The following is a 24,538-nucleotide window of genomic DNA, read 5'->3' on the forward strand; positions in this document are numbered from 1 at the left end:
GATGGCGGCATTAGATTCAACATACATGTTGACTGACCCACCGCCATCGCGAGCAGTCTCGCTCCCACAGGTTATATGGGGGGGGAGTTATCACGATTAATTTAACTTTACGTGAGGATTTGGCGATCTGTCGGCTCGCATACTCGGCTCCAACGATCAACCGCCGGGAGCCCATCATGTCGCAGTTACCTGCTTCACCCGCCGTCAGCAGCCATCCCCGCTGGCTACGGCTGACCCATTGGCTGAACGCCCTGGCGGTATTGGTCATGGTGACCAGCGGTTGGCGAATCTATAACGCTTCCCCGCTTTACGATTTCAGTTTTCCCAAAACGATCACTTTGGGTGGCTGGCTCGGTGGCGCGTTGCAATGGCATTTCGCGGCGATGTGGTTTCTGGCCGTCAACGGTCTTGTCTACCTGATCATCAACCTCGTCAGTGGTCGTCTGAAACGGCGCTTTTTCCCGGTTTCACCCAAAGGGGTTTTGCATGACCTGTGGGCGGCACTGCGGGGCCGATTGGGGCATGCCGATCTGAGTCATTACAACCAGGTGCAACGGGTGGCGTACCTGTTCGTGATGGTCGACATCACGCTGCTGGTGATGTCCGGGCTGGTGTTGTGGAAGTCCGTCCAGTTTCCGCTGTTGCGTGAACTGCTGGGTGGTTACGAAGGCGCGCGGCACGTGCACTTCATCGCGATGTCGCTGTTGGTGGCCTTTGTCGCGGTTCATCTGGTGATGGTCGCGCTGGTTCCCAAAACGTTGTGGGCCATGATTGTCGGTCGCAAGGAGGTCGTATGAAAAAGCGCATTCAAGGCTCAGGGCTGGACGAGTCGTCCATCCTGACAGACGCCAGAAAGATCCTTGCACCACAGATCGAGGACCGCTCACGACGCTCGTTCCTGATGCGCGGCCTGACCCTCGGCGGCGTGGCCATGTTGTCCGGCTGCAACCTCACCGACAACGAGAGCGTCGAAACCGCGTTGTCCTCCATGTCCCGGTTCAACGATCGGGTGCAGGGCTGGTTGTTCAACCCCAATGCCCTGGCGCCAACCTATCCCGAGTCAATGATCACCCGGCCGTTTCCGTTCAATGCCTTCTACGGCATCGACGAGGCGCCGACGGTGGAGGAAGAAAGTTACCGACTGGAAGTGACCGGCATGGTCGCCGACAAGCGCAGCTGGCGCCTGGAAGAACTGCGCGCCATGGCCCAGACCGAACAGATCACCCGGCACATCTGCGTCGAAGGCTGGAGCGCGATCGGACGCTGGGGCGGCGTGCGGTTCAGCGACTTCCTGAAGCGGGTCGGTGCCGACACGGATGCCAAGTATGTCGGCTTCAAATGCGCGGACGACTACTACACCAGCATCGACATGGCCACCGCGCTGCATTCGCAAACCTTGCTGACGCTGACCTATGACGGCGCGGTGCTGCCTCGCCAGTACGGCTTCCCGATGAAGCTGCGCATGCCCACCAAGCTGGGCTACAAGAATCCCAAACATATTCAGGCGCTTTTCGTCACCAACACCTATCCGGGTGGCTACTGGGAAGATCAGGGCTACAACTGGTTCGGTGGCAGCTGATGGCGCCTGGCTACTTCACTGCGCAGTGCTCGCTGCGCTCATTCGCAACCTGTGCTTCAAGGAGTTTCATCATGAAAAAGTTAGCGACCACCGTACTGTCCATGTGCCTGGCGTTTGGCGCCGCTGGCGTGTTTGCCGCCGATGCAACAACCAATAACGGAATGAGCAACGACAGCATGAGCAAGGATTCAATGTCTAAAGACGCCATGCACAAAGACACGATGAAAAAGGACGCCATGTCCAAGGATTCCATGAGCAAGGACGCGATGAAGAAAGACACTATGTCCAAGGACGCCATGAGCAAGGACGGAATGAAGAAGGATGCGATGTCCAAGGACACCATGAAAAAAGACGCTCCGTCGTACTGATCCGCACACCCTTCTTTCGAGGCCAGACACTGGTTTACAGGCGCCCATACAGCGCTGTATGGCGCCTGATTCATCGCCCGACTGCATCAAAAATGAATTTCCGCGAAGTCCGCTGCTCATACCTGATAGGTAGCGGATTTGAGCCCGCGAAATCATTTATACGATCAGGGAGCGGCAAAGTCATGTGTCCAGTATCGACGGCAGGCGATCACCTTCCTGGCGGGTTGATTCTTGTGGTTGAGGACGACCCGCTGATCCTGGAGTTTCTCTGCGAAATTCTTCAGGAGGAAGGCTTTGTGGTTGAACCGCATGTCAGCGCAGACGCCGCATCGGAATATCTGGAACAGCACGCCAACGAGGTGGTGCTGTTGCTCACGGACATCACCATGCCAGGCAAACGCAATGGCGCGGACCTGGCCAACGAGTTCGGCGACCGCTGGCCGGACAAACCGATCATGATCATGTCCGGTTTTGAAACACCGGAAAGCGCCGGGGTCAGGCATGCGGTTTCGTTCATCAAGAAACCGTGGGCGCTTGGGCAGTTGCTGGACTGTGTGGAAGGTGCCTTGAAGTCGAAACGTACCCTGTAGAACCTGCGGCAGCTCCGGGGACATTCGGAGTGTTTGCGAGCCTGCCACAATGTGCCTTGTGGTGGGCCTATACTTCAAGAGTCGGCACACTCGTCGTGTTTGATGTCTGGGGTGGCGCGTCGAGTGATCGTTCACGCAGGCCTCAGCCTGCCTTCGTCGTAGGGAGGAGAAGATCATGGCGCGTAAATACATCGACTGCCGCGAGTTTCCAAGCGATGCCAAATGCTCGGTCGCACTGTCCGCAGACTCTGAAAACGAACTGCTCGAAGCCGCCGCACAGCATGCGGTCAGTGTTCACAAGCACACCGACTCACCGGAACTGCGCGCTCAACTGAAGACGATGTTTCACGACGGCACCCCGCCTGTTGAAGCACCGCGTCCCGCTTAGCAAGGAGATCCTCTTCAGGAGTTGCCGAAGGCGCGGGTCGCGTTCGGCAGCTCCTCGCAAATGCTACATTGCTCGGCGAACCCGCCTGGCACTTGCGAGAGGAAGCTCCCCCTTGTCTGCTCAAGAATCCGTCTTCAACACCCCGTACCGCGCTTTTCTGTTTGATATGGACGGTACCGTCCTCAATTCCATCGCCGCTGCCGAGCGGATCTGGGCGGCCTGGGCCTTGCGCCATGGCGTCGATGTTGACTCATTCCTGCCCACCATCCATGGCGTTCGCGCCATCGACACCATCAATCGTCTGGCGTTGCCCGGGGTAGATGCCGAGGCTGAAGCGGCGTTCATTACCGAGGCGGAAATCGAGGATGTCGAGGGGATCATTGAGGTGCCTGGCGCGGCGAACTTCCTGAAGTCGCTGCCCGTCAATCAGTGGGCGATCGTCACCTCGGCGCCGAAGGCATTGGCGTTGCGGCGGATGGCCGCGGCGGGCATTCCAGAGCCTTTGGTGATGGTCACTGCCGAAGACGTCAGTGCCGGAAAACCTGATCCCGCGGGCTATCGACTGGCGGCCAAGCGATTGGGCGTTGAACCGGCCGATTGCCTGATTTTTGAAGACGCCACCGTGGGCATTCTCGCGGCCGAGGCGGCGGGCGCGGGCCTGATCGTGGTGACCGCGACCCACGACCATCCGCTCCAGACTCCGCATGCCACATTAGCCAGCTACAACTCGGTCGAGGCCCGCACAGATGCCGACGGTCTCATCCGCCTAACGAAGATCTAATGTGGGAGCGAGCCTGCTCGCGATGGCGGAGTGTCATTCAAAATAAATGTTGAATGTCAGGCCCCCATCGCGAGCAGTCGCTCCCACATTAGGGTTGTGTTGTTTCAGTAAACCCCGGGAATCAACCGCCAACTGCGGGTGCAATAAGCCTCGTATTCGCTGCCGAACTGCGTCCTTAACAGCGCTTCTTCGGCGTGAATGCGGGCGATCAGCGGGATCAGCGTCACCGCGGCCAGCAACAGGCCAACGCCGGAACGAAAGGCCAGTGCCCAGCCCACGGCAGTGACCATCAGCCCCAGATAACTGGGGTTGCGCAAGGTGCGATAAATCCCGTCGGTGACCAGCGTGTGCCCCGGCTGAATCGCCACCAGTCCACTGAAACGCTTGCCCAGCACAAACACCGGCCACAGCCGCAGCGTGCCGCCGATGATGAACAGCAACGCCCCGAGCCAGCGCACGCCTTCGCCACCAAAGGTCCAGAAATCGATCCGGTCGGTATAGGCCGGCAGGTACCCGCTCAATAAACCGATCACCCCGAACGCCGGCAGTACCCAACGATTGGCCCGGTCTTCACGTTCGCCGGAACTCAGGTTGACCTCAGTGAACAAGGACGCGATGGCCATCACCAAAGTGGCAAGCACAACGACCACCAGCGGTGCATGAGAGAAAAACGCTGAGAGTCCGCCAAGCCCCCACACCGCGAGCCCAAGGTAGGCGAGGGTGGAAACAACGGCGAAAAACGCCAGTTTGGCCGAGATTTTCATCTACACCTCCACAAACGGACCTGACACCGTTCAGTGTAGGAGCTGCCGCAGGCTGCGATCTTTTGATCTTGAGCGGTATTGAGGACAGCCAAGATCAAAAGATCGTCCGAACGCGGCCCGAACCTGCGGCAGCTCCTACGTGGCGGTGTCGGCCCTGGCATTGCGCCGAATCACCTGCGGCGGCTGCCCGAACGCCCGAAGGAAGGCTTCGCGCATGCGGCGGCAGTCGCTGAAGCCGGACTCTTCGGCGATCTGGTCGAGGGTCAGGCGCCCGCGTTCCAGCATCTGCCGCGCGGCTTCCAGGCGCAGGTTCTCGATGGCTTTGGCCGGTGATTGACCGGTTTCCGCCCGAAAAGCCCGGCTGAACTGCCGAGGGCTGAGGCGTGCGACGTCCGCCAGTTGCTCCACCGACAACGTCTCGGTGAGGTGTTCTCGCGCATAGCCAAGGACGGTTTGAATCCGGTCAGATTTCGCTTCCAGTTCCAACAGCGCCGAGTGTTGCGACTGGCCGCCCGCGCGGCGGTGGTACATCACCAGTTTCTGCGCCACGGAACGGGCCAGTGCGGCGCCGTGATCCTTTTCGACCATGGCCAGCGCCAGGTCGATGCCGGCGGTCATCCCGGCGGAGGTCCAGATCGAACCGTCGACGACGTAGATGCGGTCTTCTTCGACCTTGATCGACGGAAACCGCGCTTGCAGTTCCCGTGCATAAGCCCAGTGGGTGGTGGCCCGCCGTCCGTCGAGCAAACCGGCCTGGGCCAGGACGAACGCCCCGGAGCAGATCGACGCCGTGCGCCGCGCGGTTTTAACGTTGGCGCGCAGGTAGTTAAGTACGCCCTCGGGTGCCTGCGCGAGGATGGCATCGCCGCCCACCACAATCACCGTATCAAACACCCGCTCATCAAACGCCTCGGTGCCGACGCTCAGCCCACCGGAAGCGCGCAATGTTCGGCCGTCTTCGGACAGAACGCTGACGTCATAAAGCGCCTCGCCAGCGCTGAAGTTGGCGTACTCGAACACCGGCATGGCCGCCAGTGCCATGGACTGGAAACCTTCAAAAACCACAAACGCCACGGAAGTCATTGAAGTGTCCTCAAAAGGTAATGTCCGAAAAACGTACTTTAAACGTCATTTGAGACGGGCGTTAGACCTTTTATAACGGTTCACATCCGGCGACGTTATCGCCTCAATGTGAAGGAAATCGACATGGCCCTCTCATCCAAAGGTACCGCACTGATCACGGGCGCCTCTTCAGGCATCGGCGCGGTGTATGCCGACCGTCTCGCCCGGCAAGGCTACGACTTGATTCTGGTCGCCCGCAGCCAGGCAAAACTGAACGCCCAGGCCAACCACCTGAGTAACGAAACCGGCCGTGCCGTGGAAGTGGTCGTCGCCGATTTGAAAGACAAGGCCGACGTGCGGCGGGTCGAAGAAATTCTACGCTCCGACGCCAGTATCACCTTGTTGGTCAACAACGCCGGGGTCGGCGCTGTCATGCCGCTGCTCGGCAGCCCTGTGGATGACATGGAAGACATGATCACCCTAAACGTGACCGCTTTGATGCGTCTGGCTTACGCGGTGGTGCCAGGCTTCGTCGCTCGCGGCACCGGGACGGTGATCAATATCTCCTCGATCGTTGCCATCGCCCCGGAAATTCTCAACGGCGTGTATGGCGGGACCAAGGCGTTTGTCCTCGGCCTGAGCCAATCGATGCACCACGAGCTGGCCGACAAAGGCCTTCGCATCCAGGCCGTGCTGCCCGGTGCCACCGCCACCGACTTCTGGAGCGAGGCCGGCAACCCGGTGGAAAACCTGCCGCAAGAGATCGTGATGTCTGCCCAGGACATGGTCGACGCTGCGTTGACGGGCCTGGCACAAGGCGAAGTGGTGACCATTCCGGGCCTGCACCAAGGCGACCAGTGGGACACCTACGAAGCCCAGCGCCAGACGCTTTCAGGCTTGTTCGGCCATTCCACGGCAGCACCGCGTTATCGCTGAAGCGGTAGCCGCCGGGCAGGGTGAACTAAGCTTGGATAAGGACCGTTCACCCTTTAAGGAGCTCCACCATGCTTCACATCAGAACACCGTTGATCCTGCACCCGGGCCTGTCAACGCCGGCCCGGCGGATCTGGCTCAAGCTGGAAAACCTGCAACCCAGCGGTTCGTTCAAATTGCGTGGCATGGGTCTTTTGTGCAGTCAGGCAAAAGCGCAGGGCAAACGCAAAGTCGTCTGTCCTTCCGGCGGCAATGCCGGGTTCGCCACCGCCGTTGCTGCCGCCAGCCTGGGGTTGAAAGCCTGCATTGTAGTGCCGCACACCACACCGGAAACCACCCGCGCGCGGATCAGGAAAACCGGTGCCGAGGTGATCGTCCATGGCAAGGTCTGGGACGATGCGAATCAACGGGCGAAGGAACTCTCGCAAGGCGCGGACACTGAATACGTGCCGGCCTTCGATCATCCCGTATTGTGGGAAGGGCACAGCACGATAGTCGATGAAATCCTCGAAGATTGTCCTCAGGTCGATGCAGTGGTGACGTCGGTAGGGGGTGGTGGTTTGCTGGCGGGTATTCTCACCGGGTTGATTCGCCATGACCGCATGGACTGCCGGATCATTGCCTGCGAAACCCAGGGGGCAGCCTCTTTTGCGGCCGCGGTCGCTGCCGGGCATCCGGTCAGACTGCCGCGGATCGACACCGTTGCCACTTCGCTTGGCGCTGCTCAGGTAGCCGCCTGGCCGGTGCAGCACATCCTCGATTTCCCGCACGAATGTGTCGTGCTCAGCGATGACGAGGCGATCATGGGCGTGGTTCGTTACGCCAACGACCTGCGTCAGTTGGTCGAGCCGGCGTGTGGTGTTTCGTTGGCGATTGGCTACCTGGACCATCCGGCGATTGCCGAGGCCCATGATGTGGTGATTGTGGTGTGCGGCGGCGTGAGCATCAGCGCGCAATTGGTGGCAGGTTGGGCGCGTTTATCCGGCGCTGAAGCAAGGTAGGGCTGCAAACGCTATCCGGGTGTCCGAGCCCCACCGCTACTTTTTCAGCCTTCATTGCCCTGCAGCAGCGCCATCCTGGACGAGGATCGCTCTGGCCAGATCTTCGTCGCTGGCGTTGAGGCCGGGATTGTCCTGACGAATCTGTTTTAAGACCGACTCCAGATAAACCCCACGAATCGCACCGCCACTGGCAACGAAGCTGGAGGCGTCATCCCGGGCAGGAATCATGAGTTTGTGGTCCTTGAACGTTGAGTACAACGATGCGGAAACCCCGGCTGACGTGGCGACATCGCCCGCATCCACTTTGGCCATAGCGGAGCCGAAGGGTAAACACAGCAAAAGGGAAGAAATGATAATCAGACGGCGCATGACGGTGTCCTCTGCAAGCGTGAAGCAAAAAAAGGAAGTACCTCATCATTTAGGATGCGTGGCGGTCGTCAGGAGTTCCCTCTTGATGCGTGATCAGTCCAACGCCTGCGTCTGAAAAGGCTCAGCCCTTCGCAGCACACACGATGATCTCCACCAATAACTCTGGATCAGCCAGCTTGGCTTCGCCGCAAGACCAGGCATTGATCGGGATCGAGGTTGACCACAAATTCTGCGGCCACCCGAGATTCAATGTGGGAGCGAGCTTGCTCCGGGCGGCGATCCGACGATAGCGGTATGTCAGTTACATTGATGTTGAATGTGCAGACGCCTTCGCGAGCAAGCTCGCTCCCACAGAGAATTAGTTGGTCACACATCCAGCGTTCACCAGAGGCCCAATGCGGGAGCGAGCAAGCTTTGCTCCTACAGCAGCGGAATGCTGTAGCTCACGATCAAGCGATTCTGGTCCTGATCACGGGACGCCTCGCTGTTGGACTTGCCGTTACGCCATCCGAACCCGACACCTTTAAGCGAACCGGACTGAATCACGTAGTCCAGCGCAATGTCCCGCTCCCATTCCTTCTGGGTATCGCCAGAGGTCGTCTTGATGTCGTCCCCGCTGAGGTACATGACGGACGCTTTCAGTCCGGGCAACCCCATGGCGGCAAAGTCATAGGCGTATTGACCGAAGGCTGTGCGTTCGCCCGCACGGGTGAAGGTTTGAATCAGACGGTCGGTGTACAGGTAAACGCTGGAGCCGCCGGCGCCCTTGTTGGCCAGCCCGCCCTGATTGAGCTGCGTGAAGTTGCTGCCACTCGAAACGCTTTGATAGCCCGCTGTGAGGCCATGGCCACCCACCGTGTAAATCAGCGCGGCGCTCCAGGTTCGATTGTCGATCTCGCCATCATTGCCTTGGGTGTTGCCGCTGATTTTGTAGCCTGAAGTGCCCGAGCTGTTTTTACCGGATGAATCGGTCTTGAAGTAGCGCAAGTCGGTTTTCAGCGATTGACCTTCCGTGATCGCCAGCGTGTGGATCAGGCCGAAAAACTGCTGGGTGTAGTAGTTGTCGAGGTTGGCGTAGTAATACTGGGCCGTCAGGTCCTTGGTGACTTTCCAGTCGCCGCCGGCGAAGTCGAACGCGTTGCTTTCACGGGTGCCGCCCGTGGCGGCCAACCCCGTCTGATCGCTCGAGCCCCGACCGGTGGCGTGTTCGATTCGCCCTGCGGTGAAGGTCAAGTCCTTGAACTCGCCCGAGGTGATCTGGCCACCTTCGAAGGTCTGCGGCAGCAGGCGGCCGTCGTTGGATACGAGGATTGGAAGTTTGGGCATCAGTGTGCCCAGGCGCAGTTCGGTTTTTGAGACTTTGACTTTGCCGGTCAACCCCAACCGGCTCCATTCGTCGACGGCGCTGTTATCACTCTCGGAAGGAATCATGCTGCTGCCGACGTGCCGTCCCTTGCCGCTGTCCAGCGTAATACCCATCAGACCCAGCGCGTCGACGCCAAAACCAACCGTGCCGTCGGTGTAGCCCGACTTGTAGTCCAGCATGAAACCCTGTGCCCACTCTTCGGTTTTCGAAGGCGCGGCGGTGCCGTCACGGTTGTCGTTGTTGAAGTAGAAATTTCTCATCCCCAATGTCGCTTTGCTGTCACTCAGGAAGTCGGCGTGTGCCTGGGTGCTGAGTGCAATGGCACCCAATGCAAACGTCACCGCCGTTTTCTTGTTACTCATCTGAATCGCCCCTTTTTTTGTAGTTTGTATTTGGGAGGGTGGCTCCCGCAGTAGCGGGTGCCGGCAACGTTCGATGCCTGCGGGAGCGTTATTCGCCTGGCTTAAATACCCAACACGTTGGCGCCGATGCACGGGTCAATCCCGCGCTCCAGACGACGCTGGTACACGATCACTGTGATTTCCATCGAGCCGGTGGTGACGTCAAAGTCGAGGATGTGGCCGCCATAGGCTTGAAACGTGGCGTCACCGGCAACACCGTGCATATGGATCGAAGGCTGGTCGTTCTTCCAGGCCACGGAACCGGTGATGCTGGCCATCTCGACACTGTTCAAGGTCTTGGCGTCGAAGTCTTTCTTGTTCTTGTTCCAGAAACCGAACTTCACATTGCCGAAACCGATGCCGCTGATGGACGCGCTGGGGATTTTCTCGGCGATGGCCAGTTTGGTCAGTTCCTTGAAGGCGTTGTCGCCCATGCGCAGCACCATGAGATAGCCGGTGGGGGTTTTGGTGTAGCGCGGTGTCGTTTCAGTTACACATTGCATAGGGGCTGTCGTCGCGGCTGGAGCGGTTTCGGCAACGGCCAGTTGAGCGCCTGCGGTGTTGATCATCACGGCGGCGGTCACGGCCAGCATCAATTTGCAAAAACGGTGTTTCGGGTGAAGTTGAACGTGCATGAGACTTCCTCTGTTTTTGTTGTTGTGTGGGTGCAGCGGTTTTTCGGACGAGCGAATCCGACGCCTGTTGTTCAACAGGCGCGGAAGTTGTGCTGACAGTGGGTGTTAGTTGAAGCCGGGTGACTTACAGCGCATCACGACTGCTGACACCGTCCACCAGTCGGGCAATGCCCAGCGGGTTGGCGTCCTTCAGGGCGTCCGGCAGCAAACTGTCGGGGCAGTTCTGATAACAAACGGGACGCAGAAAACGATCAATCGCCAATGTTCCGACCGATGTACCGCGAGCATCCGAAGTTGCCGGGTACGGTCCGCCGTGAACCATCGCATCGCAGACTTCCACGCCGGTCGGATAACCGTTGAACAGCACGCGCCCGACTTTCTGTTCCAGCAGGGCCAGAACATCGCCCAGCGTGTCGGTTTCGGCGTCTTCGACAATCAGGGTCGCGGTCAACTGACCCCGCAAACCGTGCAGTGCCTGGATCAACTCGGCCTGGTCAGCGACTTCCACCACAATGGTGGTCGGGCCGAAGACTTCTTCCTGAAGCAACTCATCACCATTCATCAGCAGGCTGACATCGGCCTTGAACACTTGCGGCTGCGCCTGGTTGCCCTGTTGTGCGGCGCCGGCCAGGTGCGTCATGCTGGGGTGTGCGTGAAGATTGTCCAGACCGTGGCAATAGCTTTTCAGCGCGCCGACGTTGAGCATCGTTTGCGCGGATTGCTCGCCCATCAATCCGGTGAAACGTTCGAGGAAGGCAGTGAACTCTGGCGAACGAATGCCCAGTACCAAACCGGGATTGGTGCAGAACTGACCCGCACCCAGCACCACGGAAGCGCTCAGCTCGGCGGCGATCTTTTCACCGCGCGCCTTCAGTGCTTCCGGCATCAGCAAGACCGGGTTGATGCTGCTCATCTCGGCGAACACCGGAATCGGTTGCGGCCGTGCCGCTGCCATGTCACACAACGCCCGACCGCCACGCAATGACCCAGTGAAACCCACCGCCTGGATAGACGGGTGCTTGACCAATGCTTCACCGACGCTGCCGTAAAGCATGTTGAACACACCATCAGGCATTCCGGTTTTTCTGGCCGCGCGGTTGATCGCATCGGCGACGTAATCGGCGGTTGCCATGTGACCGCTGTGGGCCTTGAACACCACCGGGCAGCCCGCTGCGAGGGCAGAGGCGGTGTCGCCGCCGGCAGTCGAGAAGGCCAGCGGGAAGTTGCTGGCACCGAACACGGCGACCGGACCGAGCCCGGTGCGGTACTGGCGCAGGTCGGGGCGAGGTAACGGTTGGCGGTCGGGCAGCGCACGATCAATGCGGGCACCGTAGAAATCGCCGCGACGCAGCAGGGTGGCGAACAGACGCATCTGGCCGCTGGTGCGTGCCCGCTCACCTTGAATGCGGCCGGCGGGCAGGGCGGTTTCCCGGCACACCAGGGCGATGAACGAGTCGTCCAGGGCCTCAAGCTCAGTGGCAATAGCCTCCAAAAACTGAGCGCGTCGGGCGGATGAAAGAGTGCGAAAGATCGGGTAAGCCGTGGCCGCTGCTTCTGCCGCCGCATTCACTTCATCCACGGTCGCCTGATGGAAGCGATACGGCAGTGCTTCGCCGGTACTGGCGTCGTGGCTTTGCAAGGTGCTCGAGCCTTTAGCCGAACGAGCGCCAGCGATGTAGTTGTGGCCTGAAACTTCGAACATGGGAACTCCTGAAGGGCTGTTCAATGAGGGTCAAGTGAGCCGATAAATACGTCGGGCGTTGTCATGAAACAGGGCGAGCCGATCCGTGAGGGAGCGGTCGCTGACAATCGTTTTGAAGCCGTCGAAGATCTCGCTCATGCCGTTCACGACGCCGTCGACCGGGTAATTGCTGGCAAACGCACAGCGACTGACATCGACAATCGAAATTGCGTCGTTCACCACCGCGCGGTTCGACTCGACGGGCCAGGCCTTGCCGGGGATGCAAATGCCGGAAATCTTCAGGGCGACGTTCGGCTCCCGTGCCAGCAACGCGAGGTTTTTACGCCAGCCGGCCAACCCTGCTTCCGAACGATCAGATGGCAGCGCCGTGTGATTGACCACGATGGTCACGTCGGGAAAGTCCCTGGCCAGTTCGGCGGCTTCCGACAGATGCCACCAGGGTGCCTGCAACTCGAAATGCAGGCCGTTTTCAGCCAGTTGTGCGTAACCCTCGCGCCAACGAGGGTCGCGCATGGAGCCCGGCGCCACGAAATCTTCGCGCCATGCCTCAAGGGTGGTGACCGCAGGCTTGTGGCGCACGCCGCTTACCAACGGATGATCGCCGTACAGCCGCAAGAGGTCCGATGCGTCTTCACGATCAAGCCAGGCCTGCGCCACCATCGCCGCCAGGGTCGGTTCGTTGTGTGCCAGTGACTCGACAAACCTCACCTCATCGGCCGGCGTCGCGGGGTCCCATTCACCCTCGATAACGACGGTCTGTACGATGCGATGGTTGCCCGTCAGCCGGCGATAGTCCTCAGGCAGAAAGTTGCGGCAGATCGATGAGTAATCGCCATAACGAAAAGGGCGCAACGGGCGGTCGTTCAGCCACGGGTAGTAATGGGCCTCGATATCGAAATAGTGCTGATGGGCGTCGACGATGGGTAAGTCCGCATCTTCGCCGCTGGCCAGAAAGCGTGCACGCCAGTCGATCACGGATGGGTTATCCATGCTGTTCCTCCAAACGATAAAAGCGTTGTGCATTGCCGGCGAACACTGCTTCCTGCACGGCACGTCCCAGTGGCGCGAGCATTGCGGCCACGCCATCGGCAATCGTGTCGTAGGACGCGCGCAATCCGGCGACCGGGAAATTGCTGGCGAACATGCAGCGCTCGGGGCCGAAGATCTCCAATGCGGTCAGCACCACGATCCGGTTGTCGTCATAGTTCCAGGGCGAGTCTTTCAACCCGAACTCCGACAGCTTGATGTGCACATTGGGCTGCAAGGCCAGTGCTTCCAGGCCCTTGCGCCAGCGGGTCATGCCTTGCGGGCTGCGATCCCAGGCGAAACCGGTGTGATTGAGGGCGATCTGGATCTGCGGAAACATCGCCGCCACTTCGGCGGCCTCGACCAGGTGCCACGGCGGCACGCGCAGGTCCCACGACAGACCGTGATCAGCCAGCCGCGAAAAGCCTTCCAGCCATTTCGGGTCTTGCATGGTGCCGCGGGCCCCGGCAATCGACACGTCCGGCGATGCCGAAGTCACCGGTTTGGAGCGGATGCCTTTCACCAACGGCCTGGCGGCCTGAGCCGCGAGAATGTCAGCGCTGTCCTCACGATCAAACCAGGCGTGGGCAACGATGGCATTCGGGAAGCCGTAACGGGCATTCACCTGTTCCAGCCAGCGTGTCTCGGCAACTTGCTCATCGCGAGCACGTTCAGCCTCGATGTGCACCGTGCCCACCAACCGTTGTCTTTCGGTCAGGGCAAGAAAGTTTTCCGGCAAGAAATCACGGCACAGGCTGCGATAGTCGCCGAGAAAAAAATCCTCGTGATAGTCGTCCTGCAACCAGGGATAACGACCGTTGCCTAGGTCCCACAGGTGGTGGTGAGCATCGACAATCGGTAGCGCATCCTCGGCCGCAAGGTTGGGCAAGCCATTGCGTTCGTGCAGCGTGATCATGAGGTCGTCCCTTGCTCAGCGTGACGCGGCGAATTGGGAAGGGCTGAGCACGCTGTCTTCGACTTCTCCGGCGGCCGCCGCCTCGGCCTTGGCCTGAACGCGGCTGCGCAGTTTGGCGACGTTCACCACCACCCGGGTATGCGCCGCCGTGGCCACCAGCTCGACGTCATCGCGCACTTCGACGTTGAAGGTGACGCTGCGGCCGTCGATTCGGGTGACCGTGGCGACGATGCTGACTGACATGCCGAGCAACGTGGCCCCGACGTGGCGGATGTCGACGGCCGCACCGACGGTGTTTTCGCCCTCATCGAGGAAGGTGAGCAGGTAATCAAGGCAGGTCTGTTCGATGTCATCCACCAACCGGGGCGTGGCGTAGATGCGCAAGTCCTCGCCCAGAAACGAGATGGTGCGTTGCTTGTCGATGACCAGTCGGCGTTCGGTGGCGGTGCCGGCTTCGAGTGTGGAGAAATTCATGAGAAACCTCGTATTTGAGTGCTGACAGTCAAAAGGTGATTCAGGCGTTGGGCAGGAAACCGATGGAAACCCATGGCACGGCGATCAGCACGCCCAGGGCTACAACGAGTGCGCCGAGATACGGCCAGACCCGGCGCATGGCGCCGCTGGGGTCGACCTTGGCGATGGCGCAGGCGGCGTAGAAGCCCACGCCAAACGGGGGGGCGAACAAACCCAGGCCCATGGCGAAGATCGCGACCATGGCGTAATGCACGTCGTTGATGCCCATGGCCTTGGCAATCGGAAACAGCAGCGGCCCGAACAGCACGATGGCCGGGATGCCTTCGAGAAAACTGCCCAGAAGGATGAACGCCACGGCGGAGATGATCAAAAAGCCCATCGCGCCACCCGGCACCGTCGACATCACCTGCGCCAACTGGTGCGAGAAGCCTGACTGGGTCAATGCCCAGGCCATGGCGGTCGCGCTGCCGATGATGATCAGGATCGCGCCGGACAGCGAGGCAGTGCTGACCAGGATCGGATACAGCCGGCGCCAGTCAAAGCAGCGGTAGCACAGCAAGCCGACGATAAAGGTGTAGGCCACGCCGATGGCGGCGACTTCGGTGGCGGTCGCGACCCCTTCAACCACCGCGGTGCGGATCACGAAGGGCAGGGCCAGTGCCGGTAACGCAACCAGCAGCGAGTGGCCGATTTCCTTGCCTGAGGCGCGTTTACCGGTGGAGGCCTCGCCTTTGCGGTTTTTCCACCAGATCACCGCTGCCATGGCGATGGCGCCCACCACCGCCGGCATGAAACCACCGGTGAACAGGGCGGAAATCGACACGCCGGTCACCGAGCCGATCGTGATCAGTACCAGGCTCGGCGGAATGGTTTCCGACATCGCCCCGGAGGCATTGAGCATCGCCACCAGTTCGTTTTCATCCTCACCGCGTTTTTTCATTTCCGGAAACAGCGCCGGTGCGATGGCCGCCATGTCGGCAGCCTTGGAGCCGGAAATGCCGGAAATCAGGTAGATGGCCCCGATCAGCACATAAGACAGGCCGCCACGGACATGGCCGATCAACGAGCAAAGGAAGTGGATCATCGCGCGAGCCATACCCATGGCTTCGATCAACGCACCCAAAAATACAAACAACGGGATGGCCAGCAAGATCAGGCTCGCCATGCCTTCGTCCATCCGGCCCACCACCAGGGTCAAGGGCGTGCCGGTCATGGTCGACAGATAAGCCACCGTGGCCAGGCCGAACGCCACCATGATCGGCACGCCGATCACGATCATCGCCATCACGCCGATCATGAAGAAAATGATCAGGTTCCAGTTACCCATCAGCAACATCCAGCCTTCAGCCACCCACAACAACGCGGCCAGGGAAGCCAGCATCGCCACCGACACGGAGAAGTCGATCAACCGGGCGCTGGTCAGCAGACGCGCGACACAGGTCATCAGCATCAGGCTCAGACCGACCGCGATGGCGGACACGCGAAAGGCGTTAGGGATTTCAAGGGCGGCGGTGGTGATGATCCACTCGTCGCTGACGTACTCCCAGGCCGGCGTGAACAGCAACCCAATGAACGTGATGACGATCACGGCGCCCAAGGTGTCGACAAAGGCGCGTTTTTCCAGCGGCAGCCGTCCGATGAACGAGGTCAGGCGCATGTGCTCGCCTCGACGCATCGCCACCACTGAACCGAGCATCGCCAGCCAGAGAAACAGCAGCGAGGCCAGTTCGTCGCCCCAGACGATGGGTTGATTGAGCACGTAGCGCGAGAACACATTGCAAAACAGCAGCGTGACTTCGATCACCACCAGCAACGCCGCGCTGCCCTCGGTCAGCCAGCGCAGCCCGGTGTCCAAAGCGCGACCGAGGCGAAACGTAGTGGGGCGCGTGCTGAGTCCTTCAGCGGGAGAAACATCCGTCATTGGTATTTCGTTTTTCATGACCTTGTCTCCGGCTTAGGACAGTTGACCCGCGTACTGCTCCAATAAGCTCCAGGCTTCATCGCCGTACTTTTCTTTCCATTGGGTGTAGAAGCCTTTGGACTGCAAGTCAGCCCTGAACAATGAACGGTCGACTTTATTGAAGGTGATGCCATGGGCGGTCAGGGACGGCTCCAGGCTGGAGTTGAGATCGATCACCTGTTGACGCTGAACCAGCGCGGCAGCGTTGATTTGCCGGGAGACGATTTCCTGCACGTCCGCCGGCAGTTTTGGAAAGGTCTTGCCCGAGGCGACGATCCAGAAACCGCCCCAGATGTGGTCGGTCATGGAGCAGTATTTCTGCACTTCATAGAAACGTGCGGCTTCGACCACCACCAGCGGGTTTTCCTGACCGTCGACCACTTTGGTTTGCAGCGCCGAGTAAGTTTCGTTGATGCTGATGCCGGTAGGGGAGGCGCCCAGGGCGCTGAACATGGAGGTCCACAACGGGCTGACCAGCACACGCAGTTTGAAACCGGCCAGGTCTTGCGGTGTGTAGATCGGCCGTGTCGAGCTGGTGATCTGGCGGAAGCCGTTGTTCCAGACTTTTTCCATCGGGATCAGGCCGACCTTCTCGGTCTTGGCGCGTACGTACTCGCCCAGCTTGCCGTCAAGCGCGGCCCAGACACTGTCGTAGTCCTTGAACGCGAACGGCATGCTTTCAATCGACATGGCCGGGACCAGTGTGGAGAGAATCGCGCCTGGCAATGGAATGAAATCGATGGCACCGGCGCGCACCTGGGAGAGCATGTCGGTGTCGCCGCCCATGGCGCCGTTGGCGTACACCTGCAGGTCCACGGCGCCGTTGGTTTCGGCCTTGATGGCTAGCGAAGCCGCCTTCATTTGTATGTTCAGCGGATGGGTGTCGGGCAGGCTGCTGGTGTAGCGCAACACAATGGGTTTGGTCGCGGCGAAGACGCTGGAAGGCAGCAGGTTGGCGGCGAATGCGCCACCGACGGTGACGCCGGCAGACACTAGAAATGATCGGCGGCTGACGGCCTCGGTCAAGATACGGCTCATGATGTTCACCTTATTGTTTTTGTAGTTGTTCTAAAAAACAGCGAATCAGTTAAGTGAACGCTGCTCCTTGTGGGAGCGAGCCTGCTCGCGATGAGGTCGTCAGACTCGATATCTATGTTGACTGACCCACCGCATTCGCGAGCAGGCTCACTCCCGCAGGTTTGCGTTACGCCAGTGCCACGACGGCCTGGCTTCGAATCAACTCGTCGATTTCATCTTCCGCGTAGCCGCTTTCTTTCAGCACTTCACGGGTGTGTTCACCGAGCAGCGGGGCATGCCGACTGGTCGGCGGCGCGGCGTTGTCCATGTCGGAGAAATGAATCGGCAGGCCCATGCCGCGTACCCGGCCTTCGGTCGGGTGCTGGGTCTCGACGACCATTCCGCGTGCTTCGGTTTGCGGATGAGCCAGCGCCGCCGCGATATCGAGGACCGGCCCGGCCGGCAGGCCGAGGCTGTCGAACAGCACCATCCATTCATCCGTGGTGCGCGCGACCAGGACTTCGTTGAGGATTTCCACCAGGGCCAGACGGTGCTCCATGCGCAACGCGTTACTGGCGAAGCGTGGGTCGGCTTCGAGTTGTGGCACGGCGAGCGCCTCGACCAGCCGTTCGTAGTTGGCCTGGTTGGCGGCACCAATGTTGATCCAGCCGTCTGCGGTGCGGAACACCTGATACGGCGCGCTGGTGGAGTTGGCCGAACCCATCTTCGGCAGGATGGTGCCGTCGGCGAAATATGCCGCCGCTGGCCAGTACATCTGTTGCAGACCGGCTTCGAACAGCGAGGTGTCGACCATCTGCCCCAGCCCGGTTTTCTGCTTGGCGGCGTACGCTGCGCAGATGCCGAGGGCGGCGAGAATGCCGGAGTTGATGTCAGCGACTGGCGAACCGGCCTTGACCGGCTCGCGCCCGGCTTCACCGGTCATGCTCATCATGCCGCTCATGCCCTGGGCGATCAGGTCGAAGCCGCCTTTCTCGCCGAACGGCCCGCTGCGCCCGTAACCGGAGATCGCGCAGTAGATCAGCCCTGGATTGAGGGTTTTCAGCGTTTCATAGCCCAGGCCGAATTTCTCCATGGTGCCGGCACGGAAGTTTTCCGTCACCACATCGGCGTCCATCAAGAGGCGGCGCAACACGTCGCGCCCGCCCTCGGTTTTCAGGTTCAGGCCAATACCGCGTTTGTTGCGGTTCACCACCATGAACGAAGCCGATTCACCGCTGGCCATGATCGGCGAGAAGCGGCGCGAATCATCACCGCCCGGGACTTTCTCGACTTTCACCACGTCAGCGCCCATGTCGGCCAGCATCATTCCGCACACTGGGCCGGACATGATGTGAGCCAGTTCTACCACGCGCATTCCTGTCAGCGGTCCCATGTTATTTCCCCTTGAATTGTGGTTTGGCTTTCTCGATGAAAGCGTTCAGACCGATCTGAAAATCTTCGGTGTCGTAGCAGAAGTAACTCGCGTCAATCTGCTCGACGGTGGGTGCAACGCCGGCCTCAAGCTGGCGTGCGGCCTGGCGATGCCAGCGGGCGACGAGGGGCGCGCCATTGACGATGCGTTTGGCAGTGGCGAGGGTTTCGGACTCGACCTCGGCATCAGGTACGACGCGGGTCACGAGGTTTTTTACGTAGGCGTCATGGGCGTCGAGGATGCGGCCTTCGAGAAGAATCTCCAGGGTCGTCGAGCGTCCTGCCAGCGCCACCAGACCGGCCATTTCGTCATACGACATGACCAGCCCCAGCTTGCCGACCGGCGCGCCGAAACGACTGGAGGTGCCGCAGATACGCAGGTCGCACAGCGCAGCGATTTCCAGGCCACCGCCGACACACACGCCATGGATCATCGCGATCACCGGGTGCGGGCAGTCCACGACTGCACGCATGGCCGCCGAGGTGATCTCGGCATAGACCCGGGCCTGTGCTGCGTTGGCGCGTACCGTCGGAAACTCGCTGACATCGGCGCCGGCGGCGAAGGCTTGTTCGCCGGCGCCGCGCAACACGACGCAGCGCACGGTGGCGTCGGCGGACAACTCGGTCATGACATCACCCAGGTCCTGCCACATGGACAAGGTCAGGGCGTTCATTTTTCCCGAGTGACTGAGGGTGACGATGGCAATGGATTCTTGCCGTTCGATAAGGACGGTGGGCTTCATGATTGTTCCGCTGGCGTCGAATCACGTTCGACGCTGCGGCTGCCTCCTGATTTATTGTTGTTGGATAGCGGCGGTTTACAAAGACTGCGCAAGCATCGACAGGTAGTCCGCGGACGATGCTTCGCGGGGGTTGGTCTTGTGGCTGTGATCGTGCAATGCGCCTTCAACGATGCCGGCAAACAGGCTCTCATCGACGCCGATTTCGCTCAGGCGGGTCGGCAGGCCCAAGCGGCGGGTCATGTCCTCGATGGCCGTACCGATGTTTGCGTCGGCCTCAAGGCCCATGGCATGTCGCAGGCGTTCGAGCTTGCGTTCGTCGCGAACGGTCGGGGCGTTGGCGTTGAAGTCCACGACCGCTGGCAGAAAGATGGCGTTCAAGGTGCCGTGGTGCAGCTTCGGATTGATGCCGCCCAAGGCGTGGGACAGGCTGTGCACGCAGCCCAATCCCTTCTGAAAAGCGAGTGCGCCCTGCATCGACGCGCTCATCATGTTCATTCGCGCTTCGCGATCACCGGGTTCGGCGGTGGCGCGCTCGATGTGTTCCCAGGCACGCCACAGGCCGTCGAGGGCGATACCATCCGCCGCCGGGTTGAAGGCCGGCGCCATGAACGTCTCGATGCAATGAGCGATCGCGTCCATGCCGGTGGCGGCGGTCAGCATCGGCGGCAGGCCCAGGGTCAGTTCGGGGTCGCAGATGGCCACGCGAGGCACCACATAAGGTGAGATGACGCCCACCTTGCGACCATCGTCGAGGATCAGGATGGCGCCTCGGCCGACTTCACTGCCGGTGCCCGCCGTGGTGGGAATGGCAATCAGCGGCGCGGTGGCAGAGGTGATGCGATCCAGCCCGCCTTCGATCACCGCAAAGCTGTGCAGAGGACCGTCGTGCGTGGCGCAGACAGCAACGCCTTTGGCCAGATCGATGGAAGAACCACCGCCGACCGCGATGATGCCGTTGCACTCGTCGAGGTGGTATTGCGCCACGGCTTCACGTACGGCGTGCTCGTTAGGGTTGGACGGGGTGGCGTCGAAAATCGAAGGGGGAAGGCTGGCGCCGAGGGCCGCGATGACCTTGTCGACGATGCCGGCATTGCGCACGCCGATATCGGTGACGATCAGCGGCCGGGTAATGCCCGCACGCTCGGCTTCGGCGGCCAGATGCTGCAGGCTGTCGTAGCCGAACTGGATCTTGGTGACGTAATTGATGAGGGACATGATTCACCACAAGTTATACAGGATTGTTATTGTTGCAATCGGTCTGCGGCAGGAAGGCTTTCGCTCTTCGGTCAAACCCATTGCATTGCCTGGTTGTGGGGTGGACTATAGGGCCGTCGTGGCGAGCCTCGATACTGACAACTTTCGATACCTCTATAACTTTTAGTTAATCCTGATGACGCCCTCACTCAATTCGATCATGTCCCGCCTGCACATCAAGCAGCTGCGCTTGTTGATAGCCCTTGATGAACACGGCTCCTTGCTGGGCGCGGCCAAGCAGGTCGCGCTGACCCAGCCCGGCGCCAGCAAGGCGCTGCAAGAAATTGAAACCACGTTCGGCACCTCGCTGTTCACCCGTACTAACCGCGGGCTTGAGCCGAACGATGCCGGACGCTCGGTCATTCGTTACGCACGCTTGATCCAGACCGACCTCGCACACCTGCGCGAGGAGATCATCGGCATCATGAGCGGCGAGGGCGGACGGGTGTCCGTCGGCACCATCATGGGCGCTGTCCCGCTGCTGACCACCGCGATCAGCCGGGTCATTGCCGACCACCCGAAGCTGTCCATCGAGATCGTCGAAGACACCAGCGCCGCACTGCTCAGCCAGCTTGACGCCGGGCGCCTCGACCTTGCGATCTGCCGCACGACCATCAGCACCACGCCCTACTTGTATGAGAGCTCGACCTTTGTCGAAGAAACCCTGGCGGTGATCGCCAGCACTCAGCATCCGTTCGCCTATGCCCGGCAGCTGTCGCTGAAGGACCTCGTGGATTACCGCTGGGTGGTCTATCGCGCCAACATGCCGATGCGTTTGCTGCTGGAACGCGAGTTTCACGAAGCCGACCTGCGTTTCCCGGTGCACCTGCTGGAAACCACGTCGGCGTTTGCCACCTTGTCGCTGCTTCAGGAAAACCCGACCCTCGTCGCGCTGGTATCGACCGACGTGGCGAAGTTCTGCTCCGGCTACGGTTTCACCACCACGCTGCCGCTGCCCATCACCTCGCGCAGCGAACCGTATGAACTGGTGTCGCGCAAAGGCGTGCCGGACTCGCCGGCAGCCAGGCTGTTACGTGAGGCATTGTTGAACCCCCTGTAGGAGCTGCCGCAGGCTGCGATCTTTTGGCGGTGTTAAAAGAGACATAGAAACAAGATCGAAAGATCGCAGCCTGCGGCAGCTCCTACAGGTCCTTGGGATAGTGCCCGGCTTTGCAGGCTCGCATTCGTGCGTTTTAGGAAAATTTGATTTGTGCCAGGCGCAGTGTTGGAAACGGATCAACGCCGCGATACTTCGCCGGGCTTTTGCCTGCCCAATAATTGGCCCATGGATGGCCGTCGCGAGGTTAGAACAATGAATGTGTCCAACCGACTTGCGCTCTTGATGACCACTGCCGCACTGCTCGCCGCGTGTGGTGAGTCTTCCAAATTGCCGTCTCAGGCCAGCGTCGGCCCGGCCCCGCAATTGCCTGAACCCACCACCTCGCTGATCCCTACGTTAAAGGTGTCCAAAGCAATCGGCTGGGCAGGAAATGACATGCCCAAGGCACCTGCCGGTTTCAAAGTGACCGCGCTGGCCGAGAACCTCGATCACCCGCGCTGGGTGTATACGCTGCCCAATGGCGATGTCCTGGTTGCCGAGAGCAACCACCCGCCCATGCCGGAAGGGGCGACCGACGGAGGCACCGGCCCGATCGCCTGGGCAAAACGCACAGTCATGGGTTTTGTGATGGGCCGTATTGGCGCTGATGCCCCCAGCGCCAATCGCATTACCTTGTTGCGCGATGCCGACGGTGATGGCCACGCGGAAGTCCGGAAGGTGTTCATGTCCGGCCTGACGTCGCCTTTTGGCATGGCATTGGTGGGCAATGAACTGTTTATTGCCAATGCCGACGCCCTGGTCAAAGTGCCTTACAGCACGGGGCAAACCGAGGTGAGTGCAACGCCGATAAAAGTCACCGACCTGCCCGCAGGCATCAATCACCACTGGACCAAGAATGTCCTCGCCAACCCCGAGGGCTCCAAGCTTTACGTCACGGTAGGTTCCAACAGCAATGTCGGCGAGAACGGCCTTGATGCGGAAGAAGGGCGCGCGGCGATTTGGGAAGTTGACGTCACAAGCGGCGACAAGCGCCTGTTCGCCAGTGGTCTGCGCAACCCCAATGGCCTGGCCTGGAAACCCGGCTCGACGCAGCTGTGGACTGTGGTCAATGAACGCGACGAAATCGGCAGCGACCTGGTGCCGGATTACCTGACGTCGGTGCAGGACGGCGCGTTCTACGGCTGGCCGTGGAGCTATTACGGTGCTCACGTCGACATCCGCGTAGACCCGCCGCGTCCGGACAGGGTGGCCAAGGCCATCGCGCCGGACTACGCGCTGGGCACGCACGTCGCACCCTTGGGCCTGACGTTCTCTGATGCCCGAGGCATGCCCGCTAATTTCGCCAATGGCGTGTTCGTCGGTGAGCACGGCTCTTGGAACCGTAACCCCCAGGCGGGCTATAAGGTGGTGTTCATCCCGTTCACCGACGGAAAGCCTTCAGGCATGCCGGTCGATTTTTTGACCGGTTTTCTCAATGCCGATGGCGAAGCCCAAGGGCGTCCGGTGGGCGTCACGCTTGACCAGAGCGGAGCGTTGTTGGTGGCCGATGATGTCGGGAACAAGGTTTGGCGTATCGCGATCGCCAAACCCTAGAGATGGGGTAGGCCAGTTAGATGGATGCTGGATGAGCTACCGTCATCGCGAGCAGGCTCGCTCCCACATTGGTTTTATGTTGTTCGCGAGATTTGTGGCCGACACCGGGCCCTGTGGGAGCGAGCCTGCTCGCGATGGCGATGGCACAGTCAAAAAACACTATCGCCTGACACACCGCTTTCGCGAGCAGGCTCGCTCCCACATTGGTTTTATGTTGTTCGCGAGATTTGTGGCCGACACCGGGCCCTGTGGGAGTGAGCCTGCTCGCGATGGCGGTGGCACCGTCAAAATCACTGTCGCCTGACACACCGCTTTCGCGAGCAAGCCCGCTCCCACATTGGTTCTATGTTGTTCGCAAGATTTGTGGCCGACACCGGACCCTGTGGGAGCGAGCTTGCTCGCGATGGCGGTGGCCCAGTCAAAAACACTGTCGCCTGACACACCGCTTTCGCGAGCAGGCTCGCTCCCACATTGGTTTTATGTTGTTCGCAAGATTTGTGGCCGACACCGGACCCTGTGGGAGCGAGCTTGCTCGCGATGGCGGTGGCCCAGTCAAAAACACTGTCGCCTGACACACCGCTTTCGCGAGCAGGCTCGCTCCCACATTGGTTCTATGTTGTTCGCGAGATTTGTGGCCGACACCGGGCCCTGTGGGAGTGAGCCTGCTCGCGATGGCGGTGGCACAGTCAAAAAATACTGTCGCCTGATACACCGCTTTCGCGAGCAGGCTCGCTCCCACATTGGTTTTATGTTGTTCGCGAGATTTGTGGCCGACACCGGACCCTGTGGGAGCGAGCCTGCTCGCGAAGGCGGTGGCCCAGTCAACAACACTGTCGCCTGATATACCGCTTTCGCGAGCAGGCTCGCTCCCACATTGGTTTTGTGTTGTTCGCGAGATTTGTGGCCGACACCGGGCCCTGTGGGAGTGAGCCTGCTCGCGATGGCGTCGGATCTGGCGCAGTGCATAAACATGTTTAACGACGACTGTTTAAAGACACTCGGTGTTACGTCATAAGCGGCTACAACACCTTGCGTCGTTACCTACGCGTACGCCAGAATCCGCCGGCTTGTGCGGCTTTGGGGTGGGCTATATCGTTTCCGGGTCACTGCAAAACAGTGATCGGG

24 protein-coding genes are annotated in these 24,538 nt (G+C 60.4%); 10 read left to right on the top strand and 14 right to left on the bottom strand.

Going from position 1 to position 24,538, the window contains the following annotated elements; genetic code table 11:
- Positions 1-176 precede the first annotated feature (176 nt).
- From EAH74_RS29645 to EAH74_RS29670, 6 genes are all read left to right on the top strand, one after another.
- Positions 177-797 carry a cytochrome b/b6 domain-containing protein gene (locus EAH74_RS29645; protein WP_140683667.1) on the top strand — a complete coding sequence of 207 codons (621 nt, stop codon included), beginning with the start codon at positions 177-179 and terminating at the stop codon, positions 795-797.
- Positions 794-1,579, top strand: a complete 786-nt coding sequence (locus EAH74_RS29650) for a molybdopterin-dependent oxidoreductase (RefSeq protein WP_140683669.1) — start codon at positions 794-796, stop codon at positions 1,577-1,579. Before EAH74_RS29645 ends, EAH74_RS29650 begins: the two co-directional genes overlap by 4 nt.
- Before the next feature lie 71 nt (positions 1,580-1,650).
- Positions 1,651-1,947, top strand: coding sequence for a pentapeptide MXKDX repeat protein (locus EAH74_RS29655; RefSeq protein ID WP_140683671.1), 297 nt, complete (start codon positions 1,651-1,653; stop codon positions 1,945-1,947).
- A gap of 182 nt (positions 1,948-2,129) precedes the next feature.
- Positions 2,130-2,537: a response regulator gene (locus EAH74_RS29660; protein ID WP_140683673.1), complete on the top strand. Its 408-nt coding sequence runs from the start codon at positions 2,130-2,132 to the stop codon at positions 2,535-2,537.
- 175 nt (positions 2,538-2,712) lie between these two features.
- Positions 2,713-2,925, top strand: a complete 213-nt coding sequence (locus tag EAH74_RS29665; RefSeq protein WP_008156959.1) for a DUF1059 domain-containing protein — start codon at positions 2,713-2,715, stop codon at positions 2,923-2,925.
- 112 nt (positions 2,926-3,037) lie between these two features.
- Positions 3,038-3,706, top strand: coding sequence for an HAD-IA family hydrolase (locus tag EAH74_RS29670; RefSeq protein ID WP_140683675.1), 669 nt, complete (start codon positions 3,038-3,040; stop codon positions 3,704-3,706).
- 104 nt (positions 3,707-3,810) lie between these two features.
- On the opposite strand, the gene EAH74_RS29675 is transcribed toward EAH74_RS29670, so the two are convergent.
- Positions 3,811-4,470 carry a methyltransferase family protein gene (locus tag EAH74_RS29675; protein WP_140683677.1) on the bottom strand — a complete coding sequence of 220 codons (660 nt, stop codon included), beginning with the start codon at positions 4,468-4,470 and terminating at the stop codon, positions 3,811-3,813.
- 135 nt (positions 4,471-4,605) lie between these two features.
- Positions 4,606-5,553, bottom strand: coding sequence for a GlxA family transcriptional regulator (locus EAH74_RS29680; RefSeq protein ID WP_140683679.1), 948 nt, complete (start codon positions 5,551-5,553; stop codon positions 4,606-4,608).
- Positions 5,554-5,676: 123 nt separating this feature from the next.
- Between EAH74_RS29680 and EAH74_RS29685 the strand changes: the two genes are divergently transcribed.
- Entirely contained in the window at positions 5,677-6,468 is a 792-nt protein-coding gene (locus tag EAH74_RS29685) for an SDR family NAD(P)-dependent oxidoreductase (protein ID WP_140683681.1), read from the top strand.
- 68 nt (positions 6,469-6,536) lie between these two features.
- The gene (locus tag EAH74_RS29690) at positions 6,537-7,466 is read left to right on the top strand and encodes a pyridoxal-phosphate dependent enzyme (RefSeq protein ID WP_140683683.1); all 930 of its coding nucleotides are present in this window, start codon (positions 6,537-6,539) and stop codon (positions 7,464-7,466) included.
- 51 nt (positions 7,467-7,517) lie between these two features.
- Here EAH74_RS29690 and EAH74_RS29695 read toward each other — a convergent pair whose 3' ends face one another.
- From EAH74_RS29695 to EAH74_RS29755, 12 genes are all read right to left on the bottom strand, one after another.
- On the bottom strand, positions 7,518-7,835 hold the full coding sequence (locus tag EAH74_RS29695) for a DUF2388 domain-containing protein (protein ID WP_123366494.1): 318 nt from the start codon (positions 7,833-7,835) through the stop codon (positions 7,518-7,520).
- 420 nt (positions 7,836-8,255) lie between these two features.
- Positions 8,256-9,563, bottom strand: a complete 1,308-nt coding sequence (locus tag EAH74_RS29700) for an OprD family porin (RefSeq protein WP_140683685.1) — start codon at positions 9,561-9,563, stop codon at positions 8,256-8,258.
- Positions 9,564-9,664: 101 nt separating this feature from the next.
- A complete protein-coding gene (locus tag EAH74_RS29705; protein WP_140683687.1) occupies positions 9,665-10,237 on the bottom strand; it encodes a PPC domain-containing DNA-binding protein in 573 nt (190 codons plus the stop codon).
- Between the two features lie 124 nt (positions 10,238-10,361).
- Positions 10,362-11,939, bottom strand: coding sequence for an aldehyde dehydrogenase (NADP(+)) (locus tag EAH74_RS29710; RefSeq protein WP_140683689.1), 1,578 nt, complete (start codon positions 11,937-11,939; stop codon positions 10,362-10,364).
- 30 nt (positions 11,940-11,969) lie between these two features.
- Entirely contained in the window at positions 11,970-12,929 is a 960-nt protein-coding gene (locus EAH74_RS29715; protein WP_140683691.1) for an amidohydrolase family protein, read from the bottom strand.
- Positions 12,922-13,881 carry an amidohydrolase family protein gene (locus tag EAH74_RS29720; protein ID WP_140683693.1) on the bottom strand — a complete coding sequence of 320 codons (960 nt, stop codon included), beginning with the start codon at positions 13,879-13,881 and terminating at the stop codon, positions 12,922-12,924. Before EAH74_RS29720 ends, EAH74_RS29715 begins: the two co-directional genes overlap by 8 nt.
- A 15-nt stretch (positions 13,882-13,896) precedes the next feature.
- Complete coding sequence (locus EAH74_RS29725; RefSeq protein WP_140683695.1) at positions 13,897-14,355, bottom strand: thioesterase family protein; 459 nt, start codon at positions 14,353-14,355, stop codon at positions 13,897-13,899.
- 40 nt (positions 14,356-14,395) lie between these two features.
- Positions 14,396-16,294 carry a TRAP transporter large permease subunit gene (locus tag EAH74_RS29730; RefSeq protein WP_140683697.1) on the bottom strand — a complete coding sequence of 633 codons (1,899 nt, stop codon included), beginning with the start codon at positions 16,292-16,294 and terminating at the stop codon, positions 14,396-14,398.
- A 15-nt stretch (positions 16,295-16,309) separates the two neighbouring features.
- Complete coding sequence (locus EAH74_RS29735; RefSeq protein WP_140683699.1) at positions 16,310-17,353, bottom strand: TRAP transporter substrate-binding protein; 1,044 nt, start codon at positions 17,351-17,353, stop codon at positions 16,310-16,312.
- A gap of 166 nt (positions 17,354-17,519) precedes the next feature.
- Positions 17,520-18,725, bottom strand: a complete 1,206-nt coding sequence (locus EAH74_RS29745; protein ID WP_140683701.1) for a CaiB/BaiF CoA transferase family protein — start codon at positions 18,723-18,725, stop codon at positions 17,520-17,522.
- A gap of 1 nt (position 18,726) precedes the next feature.
- On the bottom strand, positions 18,727-19,506 hold the full coding sequence (locus EAH74_RS29750; protein ID WP_140683703.1) for an enoyl-CoA hydratase-related protein: 780 nt from the start codon (positions 19,504-19,506) through the stop codon (positions 18,727-18,729).
- 75 nt (positions 19,507-19,581) lie between these two features.
- Positions 19,582-20,721, bottom strand: coding sequence for an iron-containing alcohol dehydrogenase (locus EAH74_RS29755; RefSeq protein ID WP_140683705.1), 1,140 nt, complete (start codon positions 20,719-20,721; stop codon positions 19,582-19,584).
- A 175-nt stretch (positions 20,722-20,896) separates the two neighbouring features.
- On the opposite strand from EAH74_RS29755, the gene EAH74_RS29760 reads away from it, so the two are divergent.
- Both EAH74_RS29760 and EAH74_RS29765 read left to right on the top strand, forming a co-directional pair.
- Positions 20,897-21,820, top strand: a complete 924-nt coding sequence (locus EAH74_RS29760) for a LysR family transcriptional regulator (protein ID WP_059406013.1) — start codon at positions 20,897-20,899, stop codon at positions 21,818-21,820.
- Between the two features lie 252 nt (positions 21,821-22,072).
- Positions 22,073-23,413 (top strand): PQQ-dependent sugar dehydrogenase, encoded by a 1,341-nt coding sequence (locus EAH74_RS29765; protein ID WP_140683707.1) that lies wholly within the window; start codon positions 22,073-22,075, stop codon positions 23,411-23,413.
- The last annotated feature ends 1,125 nt before the right edge of the window (positions 23,414-24,538 follow it).

Origin of the sequence: Pseudomonas mandelii, assembly GCF_006438925.1 — a bacterium.
Lineage (GTDB): Bacteria > Pseudomonadota > Gammaproteobacteria > Pseudomonadales > Pseudomonadaceae > Aquipseudomonas > Aquipseudomonas mandelii_C.